The sequence below is a fragment of the Pandoraea cepalis genome, from assembly GCF_902459625.1.
GTDB classification, from domain to species: domain Bacteria; phylum Pseudomonadota; class Gammaproteobacteria; order Burkholderiales; family Burkholderiaceae; genus Pandoraea; species Pandoraea cepalis.
In genome coordinates, this window is record NZ_CABPRY010000005.1 from 190,549 (window position 1) to 211,494 (window position 20,946).

At 64.9% G+C, this 20,946-nt stretch carries 13 protein-coding genes; 9 read left to right on the forward strand and 4 right to left on the reverse strand.

Translation table 11 applies throughout. The features are described from left to right. Nucleotides 1-18: 18 nt before the first annotated feature. Nucleotides 19-1,578 (forward strand): PepSY-associated TM helix domain-containing protein, encoded by a 1,560-nt coding sequence (locus tag PCE31107_RS13360; protein WP_246181824.1) that lies wholly within the window; start codon nucleotides 19-21, stop codon nucleotides 1,576-1,578. 192 nt (nucleotides 1,579-1,770) lie between these two features. Here the strand turns inward: PCE31107_RS13360 and PCE31107_RS13365 are convergent, their stop codons facing one another. Together PCE31107_RS13365 and PCE31107_RS13370 are read right to left on the reverse strand one after the other, a co-directional pair. Further along, nucleotides 1,771-2,220: a DoxX family protein gene (locus tag PCE31107_RS13365; protein WP_174966654.1), complete on the reverse strand. Its 450-nt coding sequence runs from the start codon at nucleotides 2,218-2,220 to the stop codon at nucleotides 1,771-1,773. Between the two features lie 44 nt (nucleotides 2,221-2,264). Beyond that, nucleotides 2,265-3,086 (reverse strand): alpha/beta fold hydrolase, encoded by an 822-nt coding sequence (locus PCE31107_RS13370; protein WP_150608979.1) that lies wholly within the window; start codon nucleotides 3,084-3,086, stop codon nucleotides 2,265-2,267. Between the two features lie 573 nt (nucleotides 3,087-3,659). On the opposite strand from PCE31107_RS13370, the gene PCE31107_RS13375 reads away from it, so the two are divergent. Beyond that, the gene (locus tag PCE31107_RS13375) at nucleotides 3,660-4,211 is read left to right on the forward strand and encodes an antibiotic biosynthesis monooxygenase (protein WP_150608981.1); all 552 of its coding nucleotides are present in this window, start codon (nucleotides 3,660-3,662) and stop codon (nucleotides 4,209-4,211) included. Nucleotides 4,212-4,458: 247 nt separating this feature from the next. After that, the gene (locus PCE31107_RS13385) at nucleotides 4,459-5,484 is read left to right on the forward strand and encodes a serine hydrolase (protein ID WP_150608983.1); all 1,026 of its coding nucleotides are present in this window, start codon (nucleotides 4,459-4,461) and stop codon (nucleotides 5,482-5,484) included. A 61-nt stretch (nucleotides 5,485-5,545) separates the two neighbouring features. Here PCE31107_RS13385 and PCE31107_RS13390 read toward each other — a convergent pair whose 3' ends face one another. Beyond that, on the reverse strand, nucleotides 5,546-11,668 hold the full coding sequence (locus PCE31107_RS13390) for an autotransporter outer membrane beta-barrel domain-containing protein (protein WP_150608985.1): 6,123 nt from the start codon (nucleotides 11,666-11,668) through the stop codon (nucleotides 5,546-5,548). 318 nt (nucleotides 11,669-11,986) lie between these two features. On the opposite strand from PCE31107_RS13390, the gene PCE31107_RS13395 reads away from it, so the two are divergent. Continuing rightward, nucleotides 11,987-12,709 (forward strand): response regulator transcription factor, encoded by a 723-nt coding sequence (locus PCE31107_RS13395; protein WP_130025264.1) that lies wholly within the window; start codon nucleotides 11,987-11,989, stop codon nucleotides 12,707-12,709. A gap of 143 nt (nucleotides 12,710-12,852) precedes the next feature. After that, nucleotides 12,853-14,670, forward strand: a complete 1,818-nt coding sequence (locus PCE31107_RS13400; protein ID WP_165385248.1) for a sensor histidine kinase — start codon at nucleotides 12,853-12,855, stop codon at nucleotides 14,668-14,670. A 151-nt stretch (nucleotides 14,671-14,821) separates the two neighbouring features. Here PCE31107_RS13400 and PCE31107_RS13405 read toward each other — a convergent pair whose 3' ends face one another. After that, the gene (locus tag PCE31107_RS13405; RefSeq protein WP_130025262.1) at nucleotides 14,822-15,637 is read right to left on the reverse strand and encodes a DNA-binding transcriptional regulator; all 816 of its coding nucleotides are present in this window, start codon (nucleotides 15,635-15,637) and stop codon (nucleotides 14,822-14,824) included. A gap of 287 nt (nucleotides 15,638-15,924) precedes the next feature. On the opposite strand from PCE31107_RS13405, the gene PCE31107_RS13410 reads away from it, so the two are divergent. From PCE31107_RS13410 to mhpT, 4 genes are all read left to right on the forward strand, one after another. Then, nucleotides 15,925-17,778 (forward strand): bifunctional 3-(3-hydroxy-phenyl)propionate/3-hydroxycinnamic acid hydroxylase, encoded by a 1,854-nt coding sequence (locus PCE31107_RS13410; protein ID WP_150608987.1) that lies wholly within the window; start codon nucleotides 15,925-15,927, stop codon nucleotides 17,776-17,778. Nucleotides 17,779-17,781: 3 nt separating this feature from the next. Next, nucleotides 17,782-18,741, forward strand: coding sequence for a 3-carboxyethylcatechol 2,3-dioxygenase (locus tag PCE31107_RS13415; RefSeq protein WP_130025260.1), 960 nt, complete (start codon nucleotides 17,782-17,784; stop codon nucleotides 18,739-18,741). Nucleotides 18,742-18,756: 15 nt separating this feature from the next. Next, nucleotides 18,757-19,542, forward strand: coding sequence for a 2-keto-4-pentenoate hydratase (gene mhpD, locus PCE31107_RS13420; RefSeq protein WP_130025259.1), 786 nt, complete (start codon nucleotides 18,757-18,759; stop codon nucleotides 19,540-19,542). A 109-nt stretch (nucleotides 19,543-19,651) separates the two neighbouring features. Next, nucleotides 19,652-20,938, forward strand: coding sequence for a 3-(3-hydroxy-phenyl)propionate transporter MhpT (gene mhpT, locus PCE31107_RS13425; protein WP_150608989.1), 1,287 nt, complete (start codon nucleotides 19,652-19,654; stop codon nucleotides 20,936-20,938). Nucleotides 20,939-20,946 lie beyond the last annotated feature (8 nt).

Below are 20,946 nucleotides of genomic sequence, written 5' to 3' on the forward strand. Positions count from 1 at the left end.
CCAAGGAGATCACGAATCATGGGGATATCTTTCACGGCGATGCGCGACGTGCCGCCCAATCAGGCCGCCGGCCGCTATCGCACGCTGTGGCGCTGGCACTTCTATGCCGGGCTGTTCGTCATGCCCTGGCTCATGGTGTTGGCCGTCACGGGAACGATCTACGTTTTTCAACCACAGATTGAACCGTGGCTGTATCACGACCGTATGGTCGTTGCCGCGTCGCAGGCGCCTCGTATGACCGAGCATGCGCTGATGAACCGTGCCGCGGCATCGCTGCCGCGGGGCGCCACGATCAGTTCGGTCGAGGTGAATCGCGACCCGGCACGAAGCGCGGAATTCATTTTCCGCCTACCCGACGGCGAGCGCGAGAGTGTGTACGTCAACCCGTATTCTGGCGAGGCGCTGGGTACGCTCAGCGTCGAGCATCGGCTGATGAAGCAGGTGCGCCAGTTGCATCGCGCGATGATGCTAGGCAAACCCGGGGAACTGCTCATGGAGCTGGCCGGGTGCTGGACACTGGTCATGCTGGTGACCGGCGTGGCGCTGTGGTGGCCGCGCGGCAACGCGACATGGGCGGGTGCGCTCAAACCGCGGCTTCAGTTACGTGGCCGATCTCTGCTGCGCAATCTGCATGGCGTCGCGGGCCTTTGGCTCGCGGCGGGCGGACTGGCATTCGTGCTTACCGGGTTGCCTTGGTCGGGCTCGTGGGGCAAGCAGTTCAAGGCGATCGCGACGCAAGCGGGCATGGGCTATCCTGCCGGCGCGTGGGGCGAAGCGCCGGTACGCTCGCGCATGCCGACAAAGATGGATGATCTACCGATCGCTCAAATGCCGTGGGCCGTGGGCGACACGACGGTGCCCAATTCGAAGGTACCAGCGCACGAGATGAGCGACATGCACGGCGATCACGGCGATCCAGAGCGGGCCGAAATGAAAGGCATGCGCACCTCGTCTCAAGCCGGCGGCGCAAGCGCCGCCGACGAACATGCCGCGCACGGTGGCAGTGGCGGCACGAAGGGGCTGACGATCGCTCAACTTGACGCTCAGGGTGCGCTGCCCATCGACCGCGTGATGGAAATTGCGGCGAGCAGGGGCGTGAGCACCGGATACAGCCTGGTCGTTCCGTCGCGCGCCGATGGTGTCTACACCGTTTCTTACTTCCCACCTGATCCGCGCGACGAACGCACCCTGCACATCGACCAGTACAGCGGTACGGTGCTGCGCGACATCGATTACGACGCCTATGGTGGCGTCGCGCAGGCGATCTCGTATGGCACCTCGCTGCACATGGGCCGATACTTCGGCGCCGCAAATCAATGGCTATGCGCGCTGATTTCGATGGGGCTCTTCGCAATGGCGGCCACAGGCGCCGCGATGTGGTGGATACGCCGCCCGTCTCGCTCGCTGGGCGCGCCCGCGCGAATGCCGACGCGCGTTCCCATGCGTGGCTGGATCGTGTCCCTGGTCGCGTTGGGCGTCGTGTTTCCGCTGATGGGCGCGACGATGCTCGCGGTCTGGGCACTTGACCGGATGTGGGTCAGGCGGGCCACGAAACTTGTGCGGCGGGCGGCGCAGTGAAGGCCATTGATGGGGCCGCTCGGCAGGCGCCCCCCCTAGTGCGCGTTGGGCTGCACCTGCCCATTGCGATACGGCAATAGCCTTTGTCGAGCACCCGACAGGCGCCGACCCCGAGGAACACATGCCGAGATCGCCATACATGCGCCCGCAGCCAGGCCACTCACGTGAAGTGAGACGAGCGAGCGCGTTTCGTCATGCGCTTCGGCAAACGTTTGCGCTCAGGTCATACCAAGCGACGGCGACGAATCCGCCCACCAGTCCGAGATGCTCGAAAAAGCCGTTGGCAAGCATCAGCCGCGCCTCGGGAGGCGCGGCCCAGAACCGGTTGGCGAGACACGACGCCGCCAGCGTAAAGCCGGCCAACGCCAACGCCCCCAACCACCGCCACCGGCCCGTCAGGATCAACAGTGACGCGCCGATCTCAAGCACGATAACGGCCAGTGCCATCGGCGCGGCTGGCGACAAGCCGAAGTGCCGCATCTCGGCGATGGCGCCCGGGAAATCCATCGCCTTGTCGATGCCGCCTTGCAGGTAAGCGCTACACAATAGCAACAGCGCGAGCCAGTAGATCCAGCCCGGTAGCGAACGCGTCTTGCGAGCGACCGCAGATGAAACATCCGGCGACGACGGGAGGGGAGTCATGGAGCACCTCGGTTATCACATGCTGATGAAAACGTTCAGCATGCTCACGGGTTGATGAAGGCCAGCAGGTCAGCGTTGACCTGATCGGCGTTGATCACGCACATGCCGTGGGAAGCCCCCTTGTACACCTTGAGCTTGGCGTTGGGGGCGATCTTGACCGACAGCTCGGCGGCATTGCCGATCGGGACGATCTGGTCGTCGTCGCCGTGCAGGATCAGCGTCGGGATCGTCATTTTCTTCAGATCTTCCGTGTAGTCGACTTCCGAGAATTCCTTGACGCACAGATACTGGCCAAGAATGCTGCCGGTCATGCCCTGCGCCCAGAACGCGTCGACGGTGCCCTGCGAAACTTTGGCATCCGGACGGTTGAAACCGAAGAACGGCACTGCCAGATCCTTGTAGAACTGCGAGCGATTGTCTGCCACGCTCTTGCGGATGTTGTCGAACACCTCAAGCGGCAAGCCGTTCGGATAGGCTGCGGACTTGGCCATGATCGGCGGCACCGCGCCGATCAATACCGCGCGCGCAACGCGCCGGGTACCGTGGCGGCCAATGTAGTGCGCGACTTCTCCCCCGCCCGTCGAGTGACCGACCAGCGTAGCGCCCTGAATGTCGAGCGAGTCCAGCAGCGACGCCAAGTCGTCTGCGTAGGTATCCATATCGTTGCCATGCGCCGACTGGCTGGAACGCCCATGGCCCCGACGGTCGTGCGCGATGACACGACAGCCGTGCTGCACCAGGAAGAGCATCTGCGCGTCCCAGGCGTCGGCGTTGAGCGGCCAGCCGTGCGAGAAGACCACGGGCTTGCCGCTGCCCCAGTCCTTGTAGAAGATTTGCGTGCCGTCTTGGGTGGTGATCGTATTCATCGTCTGAGCTCCGAGGAAGGAAGGGCGGACTGGCGAAAGCAGCTTCGAATTGAAACCAGTGTGGGCCGCGTTTGCATCAAAGGCCGCCACAGCGGCGGCCGCACCAAGTGTCTCCGTACTGCGGGCCATCTGCGACGGAAGTGTCGACGGTGCTGGCGGGCGTCTGGTGTTGTACCTCAACGCCTGACGGCCGATCACAAAGCAGACTAATGGCTCCGTGCCGGCGCCGCCATCATCACTTGGTATTAACCGCCCGGGCCGCACGTCTCGGACGACTCGTTAGAATGCTCCCTCCCCCGATTGAGCGTCAATCGACGATTCACGGCTGCCGATACGATATGTCTATCGCACGCGCGCCGGGCACGAACTGGTGGTCCACCTCGTGCGAGGGTCGCTGCCGGTGTTTGCGCGAGCCGACGAAGCCGACAGGTTGTTCGGCACCCCAATTGGCGGGGCGCTTGGCGGGGTGCTTGGCGGCGAGCCGGCGCGGCACACCTTTGTACTATTGGTAAGCGCGCCGGAATGTGATCTGATGATCGCGTTCTCCCCATCACGCCCTGCGCGTTGTCCATCATGACCGGCGAGCCCAACGACATCGTCACGAGCATCATTACCCACGAGATCATTCCAGAAGCGACGCAGCGCTACGAGCAATGGCTCGCCGATATCCGAAAGGCTTGTGAGCGCTTCGATGGCTATCTTTCCACCGATGTGATCCGGCCGCTCGGTAAGCAGCGCACCTATGTAGTGATCATTCGCTTTGATGGTTTCGAAAACCTCACGCGCTGGATGGAGTCTGCCGAACGTCGCGATTTCCTGAAGCGCATGCAGCCCTTTTTGCCGAAAGGCGATCGCTACCAGATCCGCACGGGACTCGAGTTCTGGTTCGAGCCTCCTGCTCACAAGCCCGCCACGCCATGGAAGCAGTGGCTGGTGACGTGGTCGGCGATCTTTCCCTTGTCGGTCCTGGTGCCTTGGATACTCGGGCCGGTATTCGCCCTGTGGCCCTTCCCCGGCGAGTCGATCGTCGCCCGGATGGGCGGTACCGCGGTGATCGTGTTGCTGATGGTCTACGTGGTCATGCCGCGCTACACCAAGGCTGTCGCCGGTTGGCTGTTTCGCTGAGGTGTAATGAACCAGCGCAGCCAGCACGGGTTAAGCGGCTAACGCGAACGCCTCACCCGGCGTTTTCACCTTTAGCGCCTGGTGGCGCCGTCGGTGGCTGCGGAAGTGAATTCAGTCGGCCCTCTGCCTACCCAAAACGAGGGATCGCGACAGCGCCGCCCGCGTGTTAACGTTGCCCCGGCCTCGCCGCAGCGGCAAGCAGCGCTCGGCACGCTGCTCACCGTCCCTTGTCCAGGAGCCTATTGCGATGACCGATTTTCGTCCCACCCGCCGAAAAGCGCTGAAACTCACGGCGGCGTCACTTGCTGCGCCGACGTTGCTGTCGCCCGCAACCAGCGCCATCGCTGCCGGGCGCGCCGATCTCGACGGCGCCATCAACCGCTTTGTCGCCCTCGCGCCGAAAACGACCAGTTGCCTCGTTGCCGCAACCCCACCCCAAGGGCCGGGCTGGCGTGCCGGCTACGCGCCGGAGCAACGCCTGTTCGTCGGCAGTGCCGTCAAAACGTATATCCTCGGCCAGTTCCTGCTCGACGTTGAGTCCGGCCGCAATCAACTCTCCGGCAACCAACTCTGCACGGTTAGTGACGCCGTGCGCACGCCGGGCAGCCCAGTGCTCATCGGCCTGAATGGACGGACGCTGTTCCGAACCGCACTCGAGTCGATGATTTCGCACAGCGACAACATCAGCACCGACATCACGCTGGCCGCTGTCGGGCCGGCGCGCGTGCGCGAACTGGTCGGGCGAATGGGACTGAACACGGTTCGCATCCCCGATTCCACGCGCGTCCTCTTTTCCTATCTGGCGGGCGCGCCGTCGGGTGTCGATCTCGGCTGGGACGGCATGCAAAAGCTGGAGCACAACGAGAAGGTCTATTACGACAATCATCTTCTCTCACCCCGCACCGATGTCATCAACGACAAGCAATCGATGACCAGTTCGGCCAACGATCTCGTGAATTGGTATCAGCAGGTGCTGGCAGGAAAGGTCTTCACGAAGCCGACGTCGCTCGTCGAATTCAAGCGAATCTCCGCGATGGCCGACGCGGTGTGGATGACGGTGCCCCAAGGGCTGCTCGCCTATGGCAAGGGCGGCAGTCTCGACTGGGGGACGTTCCACGCCCTGTGCTTCGCCGGGCAGATGCTCGTGGGCAAAACGCCGGTGACGTTCAGCTTTACGTCGAACTGGCTGGACGGCAAGACCAGCGGCGAGCGCACCGAAGCATTCATCTCGGCAGTCAGCGACGTCCTCAAGGCCGCCGCCAACGCCGTTTGAGTCATCCGTGACATCGGTCCCGAACCGTCGTTCGGGACCGCGACGTATCCCTCCTTCGGACTCAGAAGTGCTTCGCCAGCCGCAACGCGGCGCTTTGTACCGTCTGTGACGATGCGGTGCGCAGGTTGTATTCCGCCCGAACCTCGAGCCCTTTCGACGACAGCAGTTCAACCCCAAGCGCAAAGTTGCCGTAGACACGCGGCTGCGACGACGTGATGCGAAACGCCGCGCTCGGGAACTGGACGAACGACGCCTCGGCACTCACATCCCCCTTCGACGCAAAGCTCACTCCTGCCGACAGATAGGGGCGCACGGTCGTGCCGCGATAGTCGAGACGTGCGCCCACCTCGACGGCGGGACTCAACACCGCCGTTGTGCGCCCCTCGCTTTGCATCGCAAGATCGAACACGCCGGCGCCACTTTCACGGTAAGCCGAATTCCTGTCGTAGACGACGTCCAGATCGGTGTAGGGCTTCACATACCCTGCGGCGTAGTTCAATTGATAGGACAGCCGGGATCGTGTGCCGAAAAAAAAGGCGTCCGGCCGACTCGTGGCTCGCGCGGACGCCCCCGGATATTCAATCGTTCGATTCTGCGTGCCGCTCTCGTAACCGCCCAGCACGGCGAGCGCGATTTGCCACGGGCCCATCTGACGCTTCAACGTCAGTCCGCCCCGGAAGCCATCGCTCGATATGTCCAGCGAGCGATCCGACGAGCGGGCATGCGTCACCACGTAACTCGCCGAACCGCCGACAAACCAGTCAGGCGCAAACTCCCTCTGAGCCCCGAACTGATAGGTCACCTGCTGACTGCGGAAGCCCACATCATCCGCAGTTTGGAAGCGATCGGCGCGGGTGCCGATCACGCGCGCCCAGACGCAACTGCCCTCGCCCATGCGCGTGCCGTCGGTGACGAACTGCGGGCAGCTCATCAAGCGATTCAGGAAGTCGTAGTTCTCATGCCCTCGCGAACCTGCGCGCATGAGTGACGCCGCCCCGGAAAGCACGTCGAGCGTCTTGCGGTAAGACGCCGCATCGCCTGCACTCACGAACGGCTGGAACAAGGGGCCCGCCGCGACCATGCCGGCGTCCCAATGGGTCTGAAGTAGGTCCGCAAACGACGCCTGATTCGCATTGAGCGACACGCCCGGCGGCCGGAAGTTGGCGTCCACCGAAATCAGCGGATCCCGCGAGCCGCCATAGTGATCTTTCATCTGATAGTTGAAGACGAGCGCCGTACTCTTCGCGACGGCCGTCTCACCGGTCGACGCGTTGTCGAAGTGCCCGATGCCAAGCCAGATGTTCTTGACCGGATTGCGAAGGATCGGCACGACGCTGCCGCCGAACGTCAATGCCCCCGTCACCGTCAGGAAGTCGCTGTTGTGATTCGTGAAATCGAGGTCGGGCGCGTAGACGCCGGTGCCCGTCTGCGAGAAGCTGCCAATGATTTTCGACGCCTGGAACACGCCCGCCCCCCCGGGGCTGATCGTGCCGTAGTTTTGCGTCAGCCCGGCCGAGAGCGACTGCGCCGTACGTAGCTCGCCGCCCGCGCGGTTCTCAACCGTGCTGTCGGTCGTCAGTTCCACATTGCCCTGCATCAGGCCGCTGTTGATGACACTCGCGCGACTCAGCGACGCGACAGCCGTTGCCGCCGATACCGTACCGGCATTCTCGACGGTCACGCCATCGGTGTTGATGACGAGAATGCCGATCCCCGAAGTTGCATTGGCCATCACGCTCGCGCCGCTGCCGATCGTCACGCCGATCGGCTTGCCCTGCATCGAACCGCCGCCCGCGTTGCCCATGCTGATCGCCGCAATCGCGGGGGAGTCCGCGCCTAAGGCGGCAACCACGCTGCCCGGTTGAAGCGTCACGTCGATTGCGCCGCCCGTGTTGCCGCTCGCGCTCCCAGGCTGTTTCAGCCATACGCCGCCATCGCTGAACACGGCCCCGCCGCCAAGACTCATCGCAAGAATGGCCGGGGCGTGCCCGCCGTCAGTGACCACACGGCCGCTCGTATTCACCTGCACCGCGCCCCCCGCCCCCACGGCGCCGGAGACGTTGGCCTGCCGCACCATGTCGAGACCGTAGGTCACTGCGGCGGCATCGCCTGTGATACCGCCTCCACCGCCCACGGACTGCGCCAGCACGCCTGCCGCCCCTTCGCCATGCGTTTGAACGCTACCATCGACGACCACGTCCACCGTGCCGCCGTCGTTGGCGCCAGCGCGTGTGACGACATTGTTGACCGACGCTAGCGTGACGCGTCCCGGCGCGGTGGTCACGCCTGCAATGCCGCCTCCCCCGCCGACGCTTTGGGCAACGATGCCGTGCGCGTCCTGACCCAGCGTTTGCACTGCGACGTTACGCGCGACGCTCACGTCGACGTCCGCGCCGTTGCCGAACGTGTCGCCTTGCGCCCCGAGCGTCAGGCTGGTGACCGGCAGCGCCGACGGATTGCCGCCCTCAACCAGCGCGACATACCCGCCGCCACCGCCGATACTTTGCGCCAGCACGCCGAACGACAACGTCCCTCGTGTCGACACGACCGCCTGGTCGGCTGCAGGGTTCGTCAGATCGACGCTGACGCTACCGGCGTTGGCTTGCAGACTGCTGCCGCCCGCAGGCGACGCACCAAGCTTGATGACCGCGCCCCCGAGCAAGGACGCAACCGACGCGTCGACGGTCATGCCGGCGGCGCCGCCGCCCCCGGCAACGGACTGCGCGAAAATGCCGTGCGAGAGCACGCCGCTTGTATCGATGCTGCCTGAACCCACGACCGAGACCGGCGCACCATTCATGCTCGACGGCGACAGTTCGCCGCTCAGCGTGCTGCCCAACGTGATGACCGGGGCGGCGACCTGCTGCCCTGCAGCGAGATGCGTGCTCGCATTCCCCGTCAGGCCCACCGCTGCGGCACCGCCGCCGCCCGTGATGCTTTGCGCGACGACACCGCTCGCGTCGTTCCCCTGGGTCGCGATGACGCCACCACTCTTGACGTTCACGCGAGAAAACTGTCCCGCATTGCCCGCCAGATTGCCGGTGTATGTTCCCCCAAGCGCGAGCGACACCGCCGGCGATGTCGATCCGGCAACGGCCCCGAGGCTGCTCGCGCCGAAAGTGTAATCCGTCGCGGCCGCCTGCCCTCCGCCGCCGGAGATGCTTTGCGCAAGAATGCCCGGCGAACTGTCGCCGGTGGTCTGAATGCGACTGGCAGCATCGCTGGCGTCGACATTGACCGTCCCGCTGCTTCCCCCGCTGCCGCCCTGCCCCCCAACGCTGACATTGACGCTGTGTTGCGCGCTGGCGAGATTCGAGCCGAGCAGGTCGATGAGGCGGGTGACCTCATCGATGATGCCTGGCGCGTCCTTCGGTGCCCAATTCGAGAGGAAAAGCTCGAGGTTCTGCGAAGTCGCCGCTCCCGCTCCGCCACCGCCGCCCACGCTCTGCGCGACGATACCCGGCGCACCGAAGCCCGCCGTGGACAGCGTTCCGGTGTTGAGTACATTCGCTTGCCAGGCGTCGCCGCCGGAGCCACCCGATCCGCCAACGGCCACATGCGTCCCGACATTGGGTGAGACGTTGAAGTAGGTGCCAATCCTGCCAGCCATCACGCCAAGCAAGCTATCGACGCTCGAAAGCAGGCTCGACACGCTGGTCGATGCCGCCGTGCCGCCCTGACCGCCGCCACCGCCGATACTCTGCGCGACGATCGCCGCCGCGCCGGCGCCCGATGTCGTCACCGGGCCGTGGTTATTGATGGCGGCCACGTTGCCAGCCCCGCCCTCACCGCCCGTGCCACCGACGCGAACGTCCACACCAACAGTGAGTGAACCGAACGCCACGTTCATCGAATTGCCGGAGGTCGTCAGCCAATTGCCGATCGACTGCAACAGCCCCTGAACCGATCCGGGTGCGCCGAGTGTTGCGCCGAACGACTTCGCGGTTTCCTGTTGCACCATACCGCCCACGCCACCGCCGCCACCGATGCTTTGCGCAACGATGCCATACGAGTGATCGCCAGCCGTGAGCACGCTGCCGTCGACGTTATTGTTGACCAGCGCGACTGCACCATCGCCCCCGCTGCCGCCGGCACCGCCGATCGTCGCGCCCACGCTGATGTTGAAGCGACGGTTCGGCGTAGCGATCGATTGCGCCCGTAACGCGGCGGCAGCACTTCCCCCGGCACCGCCGCCCCCGCCGATGCTCTGGGCCAGTATGCCGATGCTCTTGTCACCCAGCGTCCAGATACCGCCGCTGTTGTCGACCTGGGCCAACCCGCCGCCGCCGCCGTCGCCGCCGCTACCACCGATGGAGACGTGCGGACTGAGCGTGGCGGAAGGCACCTCCGGGCCGAGATCCGGTGCGATAGTGAGCGTGGCCGAACTGGCGAGTCCGCCATAGCCGCCGCCACCGCCGATGCTTTGCACGACGACGCCATCGCTTGCGACGGCCTGCGTCGTGACGCTGCTCCCGTCGTCCAGCGTGGCATGCGCCAAGCCACCCGCGCCACCGCCCCCGGCGCTGCCGCCATGACTGACGGCAACACCCAGTCCAACACCGACGGTCATGGCGCTGGACGACCCGCCAGCGCCACCACCGCCCCCCACGCTTTGCAGCAGAACGCCGCTCGAGCCTGCGCCAGCGGTTGAGATCGCTCCGCCCAGATCCATGAGGGCATCGCCGCCGTTTCCGCCGGCACCACCGTGCCCGCCGGTGGCAATGCCAACGATGATGCCGGTCGTATCGGCGTCGCCGCCGTGCCCCCCGCCGCCACCGATGCTCTGCACCTGCACACCGGCGCTCTGATCGCCCGTGGTGAAAATCGAGCCGTTGCTGCTGAGCGTCGTGTTGCCACCGAGTCCGCCGTTGCCGCCGGACCCACCGCCAATGTTCATGATCCCCTGACTCAGTTCGGCCGCTCCCGCGCCGCCCCCCACCGCGTGCGCCAGAATACCGGCGGCGTCGTTACCCGACGTCATGATCGTGCCGTCGTTTCTGATATCGACGGCCAGATTTCCGGTGTTGCCACCCGCACCGCCATTCCCGCCATGCCCCGACCAGGGACTGGATTCGCCACCGTTCCCCCCGGCGCCCCCGACGACCGAAACCCGCATCCCCATCGCACCGACGCCGCGCGTCGCGATGCTGCCGGTGTTGGTGAGCGTGACGGCCCCCGGCGTTCCACCATCGCCGCCCTGAAATCCGTTACCGGTGACACCGCCGCCGCCATCGCCGCCGTCCCCCCCAAGGCTGTAGGCGGCAATGCCCGGTGCGTTAGCCCCATCGGTGGAAATCGCCGCGCCGTTCGTGATGGTGATGTTGCCGGCGTTACCGCCGTTCGAGCCTTTGACGTCCGTGCTATCGCTCATGCGTTTCGGGCCGTTGCCGCCGACGGAACGCGCCAGCAGGCCGACTTCGCCATCGCCATGGGCCGTCACGGTGCTGTCCGCCGTCGACACGGTGACATTGCCCGCATTCCCGCCCCATCCGGAGAGCACATAGCCGCCCTCCCAGTCGTCGATTCCCAATCCCCCCTGACCGCCCAGCGATTCGGCCCGAATGGCCGCGCCCCCGCTTCCACCGCTCGCGCTGGCGGTGACGGCGGCCCCGCCACGCACGACCACGCTGGCGTCCCCGGCGTTTCCCCCGACCCCGCCGTTCACGCCGGGCCCCCAGGGAATCGCGCTGGTCTGCCCGTTCCCGCCGATCGATTGCGCCGACAGCCCGTAGCCCACAGCGCTCACCGAGCCGCCATCGAGCGTCAGGCGTGCGAAATTGCCGTTCCCGCCGTTACCGTTGCCTTCGCCGCGATTGCCCCACAGACCGCCGTCTCCCCCCTTGGAGAGGACCGAGGCGCCAAAACCGTTGCTGATGACGGTGCTTTGCGCGAGCACGAAATCGACGATGCGTCCAAAGCCGCCGCTGCCGCCCCAGTGATCGCGGCCACTGACATCGTCGCCGTTACCGCCGTTGCCGCCGCTCACGTCGACGGCGACGCCGGTCGCCCCATGCGTCGAGAGAATGTTCAGGCCCGAGAGCGTGCGCTCGACGTCGATCTGACCGGGTGCGCCGTCGAAACCGTTGGCGTTGTGACAGCACCCGCCTGTGGCGCCGCGATAGTCGAGAAACAGCGGACCGGACGTCTGCGCAACGGCCGGCCCGGCGAGCATGAGTCCTGCCACGCCGCATATGGCCTTGAGGCGACGTGGCGTCGCCCTTGCGGAAAACCGTTCTCCCACGCTGCCCCCCAATCCGAAAGCGTATGCCCGACTCCCGGATTTGCACGCCGTGTCACGTCGATGTCGTGCGCATTGTGTTGATCCTTGCGCAGCGCGAACCCGTTTGTGCGAAACGTAGCATTCGATGTGTGATGTCTGGCATCCCCCGAATTGAGTAAATTCGGGCTCTGACTACCCTGTTTGGGGGATGGCCGCTACGATAGCGGTGCGCTAATTTGCATGACATTGTCTCCCCCGCTTAATTGTCTGGAATCCCAAGCCATGCCTGCCAGCCCGTCAGTCGATGCCGAACCGGTGCTCCCCGGACCGCTATTGCTCGTGGAAGACGACCCGGCGACACAAACGCGCATGTGCGGCATTCTGAAATCGCTGGGCTACCGCAATGAGATGGTCTGTGTGGCCGGAAGCCTCGCGCAGGCGCGCGCGCATCTGGCAAGCACGCCGTGCGCGCTGATACTGGTCGATGTGGGCCTGCCGGACGGCAGCGGCGTCGATCTGATCGGCGAGTTGCACGAAAGCGATCCCGCCCTTCCGATTCTGGTAATCTCCGCGTGGAGTACGGAGCAGATCATTGTGCGTGCACTAAGGGCAGGCGCGACCGGGTATCTGCTCAAGGAGCGCGACGACGAGGAAATTGCGCTCTCGATACGCAGCGCACTGCGCGGGGGGGCGCCGATCGATCCTTTTGTTGCCAGGCATATTCTTAGCCTAGTCGGCGTCAGCCGAGCGATGCCACACGCACCGGCGGCGACGCCAGTCACCGGTCAGTCGCCGACGGCCGAGGCCGTGCCGGCATTGAGCCCGCGAGAAATCGAGATTCTCGGGCTCGTCGCCAAAGGCATGACGAACCGCGAGATTGCAGCCCTGCTCAATATCTCCAGTCTCACGGTCGCATGCCACATCAAGAACATCTACAAGAAGCTCGCCGTCAACTCGCGCACGCAGGCCGTGTTCGAAGCGCGTACCTTCGGCTTGTTACCCTGACCCGCCGCATCGCCACGATGCATTCGGCTCGGGGCAGGTCTCTGTCTCTGCGCTGTCTTATCTCGTTTTCCTGTTTTATCGGTCTGGTCCCCGGCATCTTGGACGCCCAGGGACAGACACGCCCGCCCGAGAACAGCGCGCCGATGTTCGATCGCATCGAAGCCGTGCGCGCCACGAGCGATGGCGTCGCGAGCATGAACCCCGACGCCGCCAACTGGACTACGGTGCACGCCCCAGACGTCGGCTGGGCCGACGTCACGCTGCCCGACGTCTGGACACGCCGCTGGCCGGACTACAACGGCGTGGTCTGGTATCGGCTTACGTGGCGGGAACCGGAGCACCCACAGCCACGTGGCGTGCTGCTGGAATACGTGAATATGGCCGGTGCGGTGTACTTGAACGATGTCCTGATCTCGCGCGACAACTCGCTTGTCGAGCCACTGACGCGAGCGTGGAACACGCCGAGGTACCAAATTCTGGACACGCCGGCGTTACGTCCCGGCGTCAACACGATACTCGTACGCGTCTCGGGCCTGGCGGCATACAGCCCTGGGCTTGGCCCAGTCGTGCTGGGCAGGCCCGACGTCGTGCACGAGCGCTACGAGCGGGAGCAATGGATACGGCGCGACCTGCAACTCTTCAGTCTCGCCATCACCCTGACCCTCGGCATACTCGTTTCGATGCTTTGGTTGTATCGACGCGACGAATCGGCCTACGGCTGGTTCAGCATGATGTCGCTCACCTGGTGGCTCTATGCGGTCAATCAAGTGGTCACCCGGCCGTGGCCATTTGCGACGAACGACGCGTGGGAGATCTTCGTCTCGATCGCATTTCTCGCTTACTGCGGCAGCTTCACGATGTACGTGTTGCGCTTTTGCGGCCGACGCATGCCGCGCCTCGAAGCGTTGTTATGGACAACGTTCGGCGCCGGAGCACTCTGGCTGATCGTCATGCCACACGATCGCATCGAGACATCGCGCGCGATCTGGGCCATCGTGCCCGGCGTGACCTATCTGGCGAGTTGCGTGCTGCTTTTCGTCCTCACATGGCTTGAGCGCAGGCTGGAACAACGTATCGTCTCAATGTGCGCGTTGACCTTCGTCGTCGCCGGCACCCATGATTTTCTGGTGTATTTTGGCGTGCTCACGTCAAACGTCTATTACACGACGCAAACGTCTCAGGTGCTCATGATCGGCATGGCCATCGTGCTTGCGAGGCGCTTTGCCGAAAATGCACGGAGAATCGCGCAGTTCAACGACGAACTACGCGTGGGCATCGATAATGCGCGCGAGGAACTGGCGCATACACTCAATCGTCAGCACGAGCTCGAAGTCGTCAACGCGCGCCTCGCCGAGCGGCTGAATCTCGCACACGATTTGCACGACGGACTGGGCGGCGCATTGGTGTCGAGCATCGCGGCCATCGAACATGCGCCGCACACGTTGCCGCCGGCGCGCTTTCTCGCGTTGCTCAAGGAAATGCGCGACGAACTGCGTTTCGTCATCGACACGGCGGCCACGCATCAGCAAGGTGAGTTGGCGCTCGCCGAGCAGATTGCCCCATTGCGGCATCGGATTTCGGTGCTCTTCGAGACGCAGAACATCGAGTGCATCTGGCGGCTCGACGGCATCTCGACGTGCGTGCTGAGCGCCGCACAATCGCTGGAGTTGCTGCGCATTCTCCAGGAAACGCTGACCAACGTGCTCAAGCACGCGCAGGCAACCCGTATCATTGTCGAACTGCGGCACGACGGCAATCGGGTCACCTTGCGCGTTGAAGACAACGGTGTCGGTTTCGATATGCAGGGCATGCGAATCAATACCGACGCCCCTCAGGGCGGGCACCTTCACGGCACCGGGCTTAACAGCATGCACCGGCGTGCCCAACGATTGGGGGGCTCACTCTCGCTACTGAGGGAGAACAGTGCGACGGTCGTGATGGTGCAATTCGACCTCAGCTGACGCCCGGCGTATCACGACCAGGCCTGAAGGGCTACATCGACGACGACAACCGGCACCGCATCAAATCGAAACTTGGTGGACTGAGTCCCGTGGAATACCGGATGCAAGCGGGAAAAAATCAGCGGTTCACCGTCATGGCGAGCGGCGGCGCTTAATCGTCGGCGGGCATCGCATGCACGGGAGCGGCCGGTGCCACGGCAGCCGCCATCTGCGCCGCCGCCTCCTGAAGCGGCGGCACGAACCGCCGCACGGCCTCGGCCGCGCTCACGGCCTGATCGAGATAGATCACGTTAAGACTTGCCAGCACACGGCCCTCCGACGCAATGGCGACCGCGACCGCGCCGATCTTGCGCTGGTCGAGCCAGTCGCCATGATTCGAGCCGAAGCCATTCTCGCGTGTCTGGCGCACGAGATTGCGGATGAACGCGTCGTCGCAGGCGAACCGCTGCTGCAACTCCCCGCCCGCGCCCGTACGCAGCAAATCGAGAATGTCCTCGCGCTCCGCCTCCGGGCACATGCCGAAGTACGCCCGTCCGGCAGCGGTGAACAGCATCGGCAGACGCCGTCCGACCATGGCGCGGTGAAACGACAACGGGCTGAAACGATGCGTCGTCTCGCGGATGATCATGGCGTCGCCGTCGGGGGTGGTCAAATCGGAGGGCCACACCACACGTTGCATCAACTTCCCCATGATCGGCGGTGCGACGGTCGCGATGCGTTCGTCGTCCGTGAAGCCCTCGCTGAGCGAGCGCACCGCGAGCGCCAGTCGGAAGGTGTCGTCGGAGGTGCTGCGTCGCACGAATCCGTCTTCCAGCAATGTCTCCAGCAGTCTGCGCACGGTGGTGCGGTGAAGTCCCGTCGCTTCGCTCAACTGCTGCGGCGTCGCGCGTCCCCGCGCCATCGCGTTGAGCGCCCGCAATACCAGCAGGCCGCGCGACAAACCGCGCACGTTCGGATATTTGCTCATGAAATCGTATTTAAAATCAATGATGTGCATTCTATGCACATTTCGCTGAAATTGTTGAGCGCTTTTCGCGACCTGCCTAGACTCATCGAAAAATCAGAGCGCTAGCGGAGACACCTTCTTTTCGGTGTGAGCGAGTGTCGTCGCAGACGCCTCGCTCGACGACCGCCCCCGGCCCAACGATTAGCGGACAACACGAGCCGCGACGGAATCAACGAACGCAGCACGCCATTCGAACGCGCTAGACCGGCGTGCGGGGCGCGCTCGCGCTCAAAAAAGGAGCGAGACACATGAGTACATTCGACAAAGCCGCCAGTGCCGTGGCTGACACCACTGCCGAGATCACGACGGACGTGGCCATCGTCGGGGCCGGCCCGGTTGGGTTGATGATCGCGAATATCCTTGGCTTGCAAGGCGTGCGCGTCACGATCCTGGAAAAGCTGGATCAACTCATCGATTATCCGCGCGCCATCGGTCTGGACGACGAGGCCTTGCGTGTGTTCCAGGCCGTCGGCCTTGCCGATGCCCTGCTTCCGCACACGACCCCCGACCACTGGATGCGGTTTCTCACGAGCGATGGTCACTGCTTCGCGTCGATCGAGCCGCGCACCGACGAATTCGGCTGGTCGCGCCGAAACGCCTTCATTCAACCGCTCGCCGATCGGGTGCTGTTCGAGGGACTAGAGCGCTTCGCCCATGTGGACGTGCGCTTCGGGCACAGCGTCGAGGCGCTCGCGCAGGACGCTCGGGGGGTGACGCTGAGCACGCGAACGAGCGATGGCGAAGTCCGTACGATTCGCGCGGGTTACGTTGTCGGCGCCGACGGCGGCAACAGTGTGATTCGTCGCCTGCTTCAGGTGCCCTTCGAAGGGCGCACGAAGCCTAACCAGTGGATCGTGGTCGACGTGCGTAACGACCCGGTGGGCGCGCCTCACGTTTATCTGCACTGCGATCACGAGCGCCCGTATGTTTCGGCGGCCCTGCCGCACGGCATTCGCCGTTTCGAATTCATGGTCATGCCGGGCGAGACGGAAGAGGAACTCTCCAGACCAGAGAACATGGCGGCGCTGATTCGCAAGGTGGTCGCGCATCCGGACCGGGTCGATTACATCCGCAAGCGGGTCTACACGCACAACGCGCGGCTGGCGGAAACGTTCCGCGTGGATCGCGTGCTGCTGGCGGGCGACGCGGCGCACATCATGCCCGTATGGCAAGGTCAAGGCTACAACAGCGGCATTCGCGACGCCAACAACCTTGGCTGGAAGCTTGCAATGGTGCTCAAGGGGCAGAGTCTCCCGAGCCTGCTCGACACATACACCGCCGAGCGCCGGCCGCATGCACGCTCGATGATCCACCTCTCCGAGGTCGCGGGCGACATCTTTGCACCGACCACGCGCTTTGGCGTGCGCTTCCGGGACGCCTTCGTGCGCAGCTTCAACTGGCTTCCGTCGGTCAGGCGCTACTTCGTGGAAATGCGGTTCAAGCCGATGCCGCGCTACGAAGCGGGCGTGGTGCTGCTTCCTCCCTCGAAATCCAGCGGCGGCTGGCTGGCGCGCCTGCTAAAGCGCTCGGGCAACTCAGCGCCGGGCCGCCTGCTGGGCCTGATGAGTGAGAAGCGGGATTCGTGGCTCGGCCGCCGGGTGTATGGCCGCGACCCATTTGCCAGTTCGCCGGTTGGCCGCCTGTTCATTCAGCCCAATGTCCGCACACGGACCGGCGAGCTTCAGCGCCTCGACGACGTCATCGGCAATCACTTCGCCGTGCTCGGTTGGGGAGCGGACCCGACGTTCGGCCTGACGGTGCGTGCGCGCGCCGTTGCCGAGAAGCTTGGCGTGCGCTTCGTGCTGGCCAAGCCCGATGTCCAGATGGCGCACACCGACGATGTGCCGGAGGGCGTGATCGCGATCGGGGATCCGCTCAATCGATTGAAGGACTGGTTCGGCGCGCGTTCGCAATCTGTGGTGTTGCTGCGCCCCGATCGATTCGTCGCGGGTGTCTGCGCTCCGCAGGAAGTGTCGGACGCGCTGACCGAACTCGCTGGCAAGCTAGCGCTCTGCGACGATCCGGTGCGGCAGGTGACGCCGCTGCGTGCGCCAACGAACCCCGCCCACGCCGTCGTAATGCAGCAAGTTGCCGGAGCCTGAGTGATGCCGATTCATCTCGAATGCATTTCGCACACGCCATTGCATGGCTACTTCGATCCGCCCGAGGACATCGTGTCCGAAGTGAAGCGGGTGCAGGCGCAGGCACGCGAGCGCGTGCGAGCGTTTGATCCTGAACTGGTTGTCGTATTCGCGCCGGATCACTTCAACGGCTTCTTCTACGACGTCATGCCGCCGTTCTGCATCGGCGCGGCGGCCACGGCCATCGGCGACTTCAACAGCCTGGCCGGCAAGTTGCCGGTCCCGTCAGACATCGCGCATGCGCTTGCCGAGCACGTGCTGGCGTCGGAGGTCGATGTCGCGCTGTCGTACCGCATGCAGGTCGATCACGGCTGCGCCTATGCGTTGGAAGTGCTCACAGGCGGGCTCGATGCCTACCCGGTCGTGCCGGTGTTCATCAACTCCGTCGCGCCGCCGATGGCGACGCTGCGCCGGTCTCGCCTGCTGGGCGATGCCATCGGCCGGCACCTGGCCCGCACGGACAAGCGCGTGCTGGTGGTGGGATCGGGCGGTATCTCGCACGAGCCGCCCGTGCCCGAGCTGATCGGTGCGACCGAGGAAGTCGCCGAGCGTCTGATCGCCGGTCGCAACCCGTCCGCCGAGTCGCGCGCGGCGCGCCAGGCACGCACGGTGGCCGCCGCCGAAGCGTTCACGTTGGGAACGAGTCATCTGCATCCGCTCAATCCGCAGTGGGACCACGCGTTTCTCACGCTTCTCTGCGACGGGCATCTGAGCGCTGTCGATGACATCAGCAACGACGCGATCACGCGCGACGGCGGCAAATCGGCCCACGAAATCCGTACGTGGGTAGCCGCGTTCGCGGCGCTCGCCGCTTATGGCGAGTACGGTGCGTCCCTCGATTACTACCGTGCGATTCCCGAGTGGATCGCCGGCTTTGCCGCGATGCATGCCATGCCGCAAACGGCACTGGCCGCGGCCGCCTGATAGAAGGAGTCTCCCATGTCGAATTCCCCGCTGATTCAGACCCTCGCCGAACGTCTTCGCCGCGCCGAAGCCACGCGCCAGCCCATTGCACCGGTTCGCGGCGAAATCGCGCCCGACGACATGGCGAGCGCCTATGCGGTGCAGCAGTGCAACGTCGCCGCGCGCGCCGCCAGGGGCGAGCGCATCGTCGGCCGGAAGATCGGCCTGACATCGCTCGCGGTGCAGCGCCAGCTCGGTGTGGATCAGCCAGACTTCGGCGCGCTGTTTGCCGGCATGGCTTACGGCGACGCGCAGCCGATGCCGCTCGCGAGCCTCATCCAGCCCAAGGTTGAAGCCGAGATCGCGCTTGTGATCGAGCGTGACCTCACGTGCGAGAAACACACGTTCGCCGACATTCTGCGCGCCACCGCCTACGCGGTCGCGGCCGTGGAAGTCGTCGACAGCCGCATCGAGCAGTGGAATATCCGCTTCGTCGACACCGTGGCCGACAACGCGTCGAGCGCGCTGTTCGTGCTGGGCAGCCGCCCGGTCGCGCTCGCCGACATTGACCTGACAGCCTGCGCGATGACGCTTTCGCACAACGGCGAAGTGCGCTCGCGCGGCAACGGCGCGGCCTGTCTGGGCAACCCGCTGAATGCCGCGGTCTGGCTTGCCGATCGCATGGCGCAACTCGGCACGCCGCTGCGCGCGGGGGACGTGGTGCTCACCGGCGCGCTCGGCCCGATGGTCCCCGTTACCGAGGCAGGCACGTTCGTCACGGAAATCGAAGGTCTGGGCAGCGTACGCGCGACGTTCGCGTAAGAAAGTCCAGGCTTTGCGCCGTCGGGCATCGAGAGGTAAGGCGCGTAACGCCCAAGATTCAACCTGACCGCCGAGAAGAGCGGATTTTCCTGCAACTGGAGACAAAGCAATGCAAGCATCATCACCGCAAGGCGCGGCGCCCGCCAAGGGTCGCCTCGCGACCATCGGACTGTGTTTGGCCATCGCGCTGCTAGAGGGCCTCGATCTGCAGTCGGCGGGTGTGGCGGCGCCACGCATCGCCAAGGAGTTCGCGCTTTCCGTGGCGCAGATGGGATGGGCGTTCAGCGCCGGTGCCATCGGCTTGTTGCCCGGCGCCGCACTTGGCGGGCGTCTGGCCGACCGTTGGGGACGCAAACGGGTGCTGATGTTGTCTGTCGCCCTGTTCGGCATTTTCTCGCTCGCCACGGCACACACCTGGAATTTCGAATCGCTGCTGACGGCGCGCTTTCTGACCGGTCTCGGTCTCGGTGCCGCCATGCCCAACCTGATCGCGCTGTGCGCTGAAGCCGCACCGGAAGGCCAGCGAAGCACGGCTGTTGGCGCCATGTATTGCGGCATGCCGTTCGGCGCAGCATTCGCTGCCGTGATCGGCATCATGAGTCCTGGCGACGAAGGCTGGCGTCACGTGTTTTACGTCGGCGGCTTCGGTCCGATGTTGATGGTGCCGCTGCTGGGGCTTTATCTGCGTGAGTCTGCACAGTTTGTCGCAACGCGGGTGACGCGTGACTCCGGCGTCGGCGGCACCACCGCGCCGCACGATGTGCCCGGCGCGACACCGAGCATCACGCACGCGCTGTGGAAGGAGGGCCGCACGCGAACGACGATCGCACTGTGGACGAGCTACCTCGGCACGCTCATCGTCCTGTACTTCCTGATGAACTGGCTGCCGTCGATGGTCGTGGCCAACGGGCTGTCGCGCGCGCAGGCAGGCATGGCCATCATGATGTTCAACGTGGGGGGCGGCATCGGGGCGATCGGCATTGCGAACGTGATGGATCGTTGCTCACCGCGCCTGACCGTGATCGGCATGTACCTCGGCATTGCGTTGTCACTGGCCGGGTTGTCGGGGGCCAACGGTGCGGTGACGATGGCCTGCGGCGCCTTCTTCTGCGGATTGTTCCTGGTCGGGGGGCAGTCGGTGCTGTATTCGATGGCCGGTCAGGCGTATGCCACAGAAGTGCGGGGCACGGGCGTGGGGGCGGCGGTAGCCGTCGGGCGTCTCGGTTCGATCCTGGGGCCGCTGATCGCCGGTCAGTTGTTCGCGCTGGGGCAAAGTGCGTCGATGCTGGTGTCCTCGAGCATTCCGTTGATTGTGATCGCAGCCGTTGCCGCGCTGAGCGTGGTGAGCACGTTCGCACCGCGCATGGTCGCCGGCGTCGCTCAGCCGGGGCGGTGACCGGCCGG